Annotated in this window: 8 protein-coding genes and 1 pseudogene; 7 read left to right on the top strand and 2 right to left on the bottom strand. The window is 71.0% G+C overall.

Features of this window, described 5'->3' with window-relative positions:
• Positions 1-380, top strand: a 380-nt coding sequence (locus FRW57_RS15065) for a nucleotidyl transferase family protein (RefSeq protein ID WP_476748654.1), incomplete at its 5' end; no start/stop codon positions are given.
• A gap of 43 nt (positions 381-423) precedes the next feature.
• Here the strand turns inward: FRW57_RS15065 and FRW57_RS15060 are convergent.
• Complete coding sequence (locus tag FRW57_RS15060) at positions 424-1416, bottom strand: helix-turn-helix transcriptional regulator (protein WP_152186373.1); 993 nt, start codon at positions 1414-1416, stop codon at positions 424-426.
• A gap of 86 nt (positions 1417-1502) precedes the next feature.
• On the opposite strand from FRW57_RS15060, the gene FRW57_RS15055 reads away from it, so the two are divergent.
• From FRW57_RS15055 to FRW57_RS23310, 4 genes are all read left to right on the top strand, one after another.
• A complete protein-coding gene (locus FRW57_RS15055) occupies positions 1503-1790 on the top strand; it encodes a WhiB family transcriptional regulator (RefSeq protein WP_152186372.1) in 288 nt (95 codons plus the stop codon).
• Between the two features lie 69 nt (positions 1791-1859).
• Positions 1860-3623 (top strand): glycoside hydrolase family 15 protein, encoded by a 1764-nt coding sequence (locus FRW57_RS15050; RefSeq protein WP_203230345.1) that lies wholly within the window; start codon positions 1860-1862, stop codon positions 3621-3623.
• Complete coding sequence (locus FRW57_RS15045) at positions 3620-4627, top strand: SDR family oxidoreductase (protein WP_152186371.1); 1008 nt, start codon at positions 3620-3622, stop codon at positions 4625-4627. The genes FRW57_RS15050 and FRW57_RS15045 overlap by 4 nt, the downstream gene beginning before the upstream one ends.
• On the top strand, positions 4627-4929 hold the full coding sequence (locus FRW57_RS23310; protein ID WP_162529372.1) for a hypothetical protein: 303 nt from the start codon (positions 4627-4629) through the stop codon (positions 4927-4929). The genes FRW57_RS15045 and FRW57_RS23310 overlap by 1 nt, the downstream gene beginning before the upstream one ends.
• Positions 4930-4936: 7 nt before the next feature.
• On the opposite strand, the gene FRW57_RS15040 is transcribed toward FRW57_RS23310, so the two are convergent.
• Positions 4937-5392 (bottom strand): Fur family transcriptional regulator, encoded by a 456-nt coding sequence (locus FRW57_RS15040; RefSeq protein WP_152186370.1) that lies wholly within the window; start codon positions 5390-5392, stop codon positions 4937-4939.
• Positions 5393-5470: 78 nt separating this feature from the next.
• On the opposite strand from FRW57_RS15040, the gene FRW57_RS15035 reads away from it, so the two are divergent.
• Positions 5471-6310, top strand: coding sequence for an alpha/beta fold hydrolase (locus FRW57_RS15035; RefSeq protein ID WP_238999447.1), 840 nt, complete (start codon positions 5471-5473; stop codon positions 6308-6310).
• A gap of 74 nt (positions 6311-6384) precedes the next feature.
• Positions 6385-6726 (top strand): annotated as a pseudogene (locus FRW57_RS15030) (aminoglycoside phosphotransferase); the annotation flags it as partial.

Genomic DNA, 6726 nt, shown 5'->3' with positions numbered 1-6726 from the left:
TCGGCGCGCTCGAGGCGGCGGGTCGGCTGGGCGACGCGCTCGTCGTGCTCCTCAACTCGGACGCGTCGGTGCGCCGGCTGAAGGGGCGCGGCCGGCCGGTCCAGTCCCAGGCGGACCGCGAGCGGGTGCTGCGGGGGCTGCGTGTGGTCGACGAGGTGATCGTGTTCGACGAGGACGACCCACGGGCTGCGCTGGCCGACCTGCGGCCGGATGTCTGGGCCAAGGGCGGCGACTACGACGGCTCGTCGATGCCCGAGGTCGCCGTGATGAGGGAATGGGGCGGACGCGTCGTGTTCCTGCCCTACCTCGACGGCCGTTCGACCACCCAGTTGCTCCGACGCCACCACGAGGGTGAGCAACGCCCTCGCGTGCACACCTGAACGCCGGCGCCCGGCGCTACCGTGATCGGAGCGGGCGACTGGCTCAGGCCGATCCGCGGGCCACCGCAGCGTTGAACCGGTCGGCGAAGGTGCGCACCACCTCGAGCAGCTCGGGGGAGTCGACGACGGTGAACTCGACGTCCAGCCGGGCAAGGGCAAGGGCCATGGTCTGCAGGCTCTCGGCGCCGAGGTGCAGGACGCAGCTGCGGTCGTCGATCGGCTCGACCGCCCCCTCCGCGGACGCGATCTTGCCCTCGACGTCTCGGGCCGGCGCCCGCAGGCGGACGGTGGCGCGATGTCGCCACACGTGTCCCGGAAGGTGCTGCGCGACATACGCCGCGACGTCCTCGGTGGGGAGCTCACGCGGGCTGAACCGTGGTCCGGTGGGCAACCGGGGGTCGATCCGGTCCACGCGGAAGACCCGCCAGTCACCCTCGTCCACGACGAAGGCCAAGAGATACCAACGGTGCTGGCGGTTGACCAAGCGGTAGGGCTCGACGTCATAGGTGGTGCCGGCGTCCTGCTCATCGGCTCCCACGCGGTCCTCGGGATAGCGGAAGCGGAGCCGCTCGCGGCTGTCGCACAGCCCGACGAGCACCGTGAGCAGGGTCGGGTCCACCATCGGCATCGGATGGTTGCTGGGCAGCGGGACGGTGTAGCGGCCCAGGTTGTGCACCCGGATCCGCAGCCGCGAGGGGAGGGTCTGCTCCAGTTTCGCCAGCGCGCGGACCGACGTCTCCTCCATACCCCCGATGATGCAGTTGACCCCGGTGCGCAGGCCGACCGCGACGGCGATCGCCTCGTCCGGGTCCAGCAGCAGCGGTGGCAAGGAGGCACCCCCTGACCCGAGCCGGTAGCCCCCCTCGCCGCCACGAGTGCCCTCGACGGCGTAGCCCAGCTCCCGCAGCCGCTCGATGTCGTGGCGCACCGTCCGCGCGCTGACCCCGAAACGCTTGGCCAGCTCACCTCCCGACCAGGCGCGCGGCGACTGGAGCAGTGACAACAGGGAGAGCAGGCGCACTGCGGTTTGCGACATGTTGACACTGTGGCATGCGTTGAGGAACCCATTGTGCCTAATCCGCTCCTAGCGTGGCGGAACAACACCTCTCGGGGAGTACCGCCATGCCTGACCACGCCACGTCATCGTTCGCCATCCCGCTCTACCCGCGCCGCCGCGGCCGATTACCCTGCCACGAGCAGGATCCGGAGATCTTCTTCGCCGAGCAGCCGGCCGTCCTCGACAGGGCCAAGCAGGTGTGTGCGTCCTGCCCGGTGCGCACGCCGTGCCTGGACGGCGCACTCGAACGCGGGGAGCCGTGGGGCGTGTGGGGTGGCGAGCTCTTCGAGCGCGGACGGGTGATCACCTTCAAGCGGGCCCGGGGCCGGCCACGCAAGTCCGACGTGGCCTGAGCCGGGCGAGCGCGCCGCCGGGGAGCGGCCGTCATACATCAATCCCGACCGACGGGGTAGAGCCCTATCGTGCCCACACGTCGATCGGACCTGTCGTTCCCACCGCAGGTGTTGCGGGAGTATGCCCTGCTCGCCGACGGCGAGCGGGGAGCCGTCATCGGCCCGCGGGGCGACGTGGTGTGGATGTGCCTGCCGCAGTGGCACGACGACGCGGTGTTCTCGGCGCTCATGGCCGGCCCCGGCTCCTACGCGGTCACCCCGGCCGACCCGGACAACGTGTGGGGTGGCAGCTATGAGGACGGCACGCTGATCTGGCACAGCCGCTGGGTGACGCGGGACGCGGTCATCGAGTGCCGCGAGGCCCTCGCCCACCCGGGAGACCCGGACCACGCAGTGATCCTGCGCCAGATCCGTGCCCTGCACGGGCGAGCGGTCGTCGACGTGCAGCTCGACGTGCGTGCACACTTCGGCAAGGAGCACATGACCGACCTCCACCACGATTCTGGCGTGTGGGAAGGCCGTTGCGGCAGCATGCGATTCCGGTGGAGCGGGGCGTCTCACGCCCGGCGTGGCAAGGCTGGCGCGCTGCGGCAGACGATCGAGCTGGACGAAGGAGACCGGCACGACCTGGTGCTGGAGCTCGGGGAGTCGTTGTCGGACGAGCCGGTCGAAGCGTCGACGGCGTGGGCGGCCACGGAGCACGCGTGGACCCTGGACGTGCCCGACATGGACAGCAGCATCGCCCCCCGTGACTGTCGTCAGGCGTATGCCGTGCTGCGTGGCCTGACCAGCTCCACCGGCGCCATGGTCGCGGCGGCAACGATGGGCCTGCCCGAGCGCGCCGACGCGGGACGCAACTACGACTACCGCTATGCGTGGATCCGCGACCAGTGCTACGCCGGTCAGGCCGTCGGCTCGCTCGGCCCCCTGTCGCTGATGGACAAAGCGGTGCAGTTCGTCACCGAGCGGGTGCTGGCCGACGGCCCGAAGCTGCGGCCGGCCTACCGGATCGACGGAACGCACCTGCCCAAGGAACGCGACGTCGGCCTGCCCGGCTACCCGGGCGGCGTCGCCAGGGCCGGCAACTGGGTCAACAACCAGTTCCAGCTCGACTCCCTCGGCGAGGGGCTCCTGTTGCTCGCCACCGCCGCCGGACACGACCACCTCGACACCGAGCACTGGAAGGCCGTGCAGGTGCTCGTCGACGTCATGGAGAAGAAGTGGCGAGAGCCGGACAACGGCATCTGGGAGCTCGCGCCGAAGCGGTGGGCCCACTCCAGGCTGATCTGTGCCGCCGGTCTGCGGGCCATGGCCCAGCACGCACCCCCGCCCGACGCTTCACGGTGGCTCGGGTTCGCCGACCAGATCGTGGCCGACGCGGCCTCGGACTGCGTCACCGACACGGGGCGATGGTGCCGGGCCCCGGACGACGATCGGGTCGACGCAGCCCTGCTGCTGCCGGCCCTGCGCGGCGCCGTGCCGTCGGACGACCCGCGCAGCGTCGCCACCTACGAGGCGGTCGGGCGTGAGCTCGGTCGTGAGGGGCTCATCTACCGGTTCAGCCAGGACGCGCGGCCCCTGGGTGACGCCGAGGGAGCCTTCATACTCTGCGGATTCGTCATGGCCATGTCCGCACAACAACAGGGCGACGAGCTCGCAGCGATGCGGTGGTTCGAGCGCAACCGCACCGCCTGCGGGTCGCCGGGACTGTTCACCGAGGAGTTCGACATCGAGCAACGTCAGCTGCGGGGCAACTTCCCCCAGGCCTTCGTCCATGCGCTCATGCTCGAGGCCGCGCACCGACTCAACACACCAGGAGGACGTCTTCCATGACGCAACACCAGCCCCAGACCATCGTCGTGACCGGTTCCAGCGGCGGCATCGGCCGCGCCAGCGCGATCGCGTTCGGCCGACGTGGCGACCGGGTGGCGCTGTTGGCCCGTGGACGCGCCGGGCTGGAGGGTGCGGCACGCGAGGTGGAGCAGGCCGGAGGCACTGCCCTGATCGTGCCCACTGACGTCGCGGACCACGACCAGGTCGAGGCCGCCGCCCGCACCGTCGAGGAGCACTTCGGAGAGATCGACGTGTGGGTCAACGTGGCGTTCACCTCGGTCTTCGCGCCGGTCTGGGAGATCACGCCCGAGGAGTTCACCCGGGTCACGCAGGTGACCTATCTCGGCTTCGTCTACGGCACCATGACGGCACTGCGCCGGTTCAAGCCACGAGATCGCGGCACGATCGTGCAGGTCGGTTCCGCGCTCGCCTACCGTGGCATCCCCCTCCAGTCGGCCTACTGCGGAGGCAAGCACGCCATCCAGGGCTTCAACGAGGCCCTGCGCTGCGAGCTGCTGCACGAAGGCAGCAACGTCCACACCACGATGGTCCAGATGCCCGGGACCAACACCCCGCAGTTCCGTTGGGTGCTCTCCCGGCTGCCGAAGAAGGCCCAGCCCGTCCCCCCGATCTACCAACCCGAGGTCACCGCCAAGGGAGTCCTGTATGCCGCGGACCACCCGAAGCGTCGCGAGTACTGGGTGGGTGGCAGCACGGTCGGCACGTTGATCGGCAACGCCATCGCCCCCGGCGTCCTCGACCGCTACCTCGGCAAGACCGGCTTCTCCTCCCAGCAGACGAAGGAGCCACGTGACGAGGACCGCCCGGTCAACCTGTGGAACCCGGCGGACGAGGAGCGTGACTACGGCACGCACGGTGCGTTCGACGACATCGCGAAGTCCCGTTCCTACCAGTTGCACGCCTCGCAACACCACGGGCTGCTCGGCGCGGCCGCCGTCGCCGGTGTGGCGGGGCTGACGACCGCGCTCGCCAGGAGGCGTTGATGGCGACGGCCGCGGGCGCGCTCGAGGGCGCGCGGACGGCATACGGGCTGTCGCTGCTCACTCGCCCAGGTGCGATGAACAAGGCGCTCGGCGGGCGGATGGTGCTGCAGGGAGGGGCAACCCTCTGGGCCGATGACGAACTGGCCCATGCTGGAGGCGGTCTCGTCGATGCCCTGCACGCGGTGAGCATGGTCGGCCTGGCCGCCGTCTCATCGACTCGCCGACGCGAGGCCCTGCACGCCGCACTGACGGCCACGGGGTTCGCCGCAGCGGAGGCGCTCGTCTGGCTCCTGTCCCCCTGAGCCGGGCTCAGGATGTCGAGCCTGCCCGGCAGGCACCGCACTGACCCGAGAGGGCGATGTGACCGGCGTCGAGGACGAAGCCCGACTCGTCCCGCAGCGACTCGGCGAGCGCCCGGAACGGCTGCTCCGGCAGGTCGATCACCCGACCACAGGTCAGGCAGTGGGCGTGCGGGTGCTCCTCGTCGACCAGGTGGTATGCCGTGGCGCCGTGACCCAGGTGGACGTGCTGCACCAGCCCCAGCCGGCTGAGGGTCTCCAGCGCCCGGTAGACGCTGGCCCGGTGCACGGTCGGGTCGATCGCCTTGACCTGTTCGACCACCGCCTCCGCGGAGAGGTGCCCGTCGCCGGCCAGTGCCTGCAGCACCACTCGCCGCGGCCCGGTCATCCGCTCGCCGGCATGGTGCAGCAGATCGGCGGCGCGCTGCACCAGGACGTCGTGGCGCGAGGACTCGGCGGACACCATGCCTCCAGTCTGCCCCAGTCCGCGGCCACCGACGCAGCCGCGGCTCGCGCCTCGGCCACTGCCCCTAGAGTGGCGCACGTGACCACTGAGTCGTCCGCACCGTCAGTCCATGCCACCGCAGTGGGCGACACGGGCGACGCGCGCGCCACGATCGGCACGGTCGTGTTCCTGCACGGCCTCTTCGGCCGCGGCCGCAACTTCACCACGATCGCCAGGGCGCTGCAGCCGCAGTTCGGTTCGCTGCTCGTCGACCTCCCCGACCACGGCCGCTCGGCGTGGACCGACGACTTCAGCTACGAGAAGTTCGCCGACCTGGTCGCCGACCGACTGCGCGACGACGTTGCCGCCGACCGTCCGGTGGACCTCGTGGGGCACTCGATGGGTGGCAAGGTGGCGATGGTGCTCGCCCTGCGCCATCCGGAGCTCGTCGACCGGCTCGTGGTGGTCGACATCTCGCCGGTGGCCGGCCGCGACCAGGGCGAGTTCGTGCACCTGTTGGACAGCCTCGCCGGCCTCGACCTGACCAGGCTGGCCGAGCGGTCGGAGGCCGACCGGCTCCTGGCAGACCCGATCCCCGACGACCGGGTGCGCGGCTTCCTGCTGCAGAACCTCCGCCGCGGGACGGACGGCTTCAGCTGGCAGGCCAACCTGGATCTGCTGCGGCGCGACCTCCCTGAGATCGGAAGCTTCCCGGACGACCTCGACGGGCCCTTCGACCACCCGGTGCTGTGGGTGTCCGGTGAGCGGTCCCCCTACGTGCGGCCGGAGCACGAGTCGAGTATGCGACGTCTGTTCCCACGCACCTCGAAGGTGACGATCAAGGGTGCCGGCCACTGGGTGCACTCCGAGCAACCGCAGGTGTTCGCCTCCGTGCTCCGCGCCTTCCTGACCGACGGCCGCACCGTGCCGGCGTCCTGAGTCGAGAGCGACGACATGTCCACCGACGGCGCTCCGCTCTCGCTGCACCGGCCTCTCCACCCACGGTGAGCGACGTGTTGCCCTCGGAGCGCGTGCTCGACCTGTTCGCCGTCCCGGACGATCTGCGGTCGCTCCCCGGCGGTCAGGGTGGGAGCGTCCTCGCGGGTGACCTGGTGCTCAGCCCTGGCCGGGACCCCCAGATCGCGGAGCAGCTCGACCCTCGACTGGCCCGGCTCGCCGCCCAGCTCGACACCGCCTCGCGACGACGAAGCGTGCGCCTCGCGATGCCGATCCCCGCCCGCGACGGCACCTGGGTCGTGGAGGGCTGGTCGGCCAGCCGCTACGAGCCGGGAAGCCGCGACTGCGCCCACGCCGACGTCGTCCGCGCCACCGGCTCCCTCCTGCACGCCGAGCTC

The sequence above is a fragment of the Segeticoccus rhizosphaerae genome, from assembly GCF_009192725.1.
Lineage (GTDB): Bacteria > Actinomycetota > Actinomycetes > Actinomycetales > Dermatophilaceae > Segeticoccus > Segeticoccus rhizosphaerae.
Note: the sequence above shows the minus strand (reverse complement) of the source record. Positions and strands in the feature narration are given on the sequence as shown.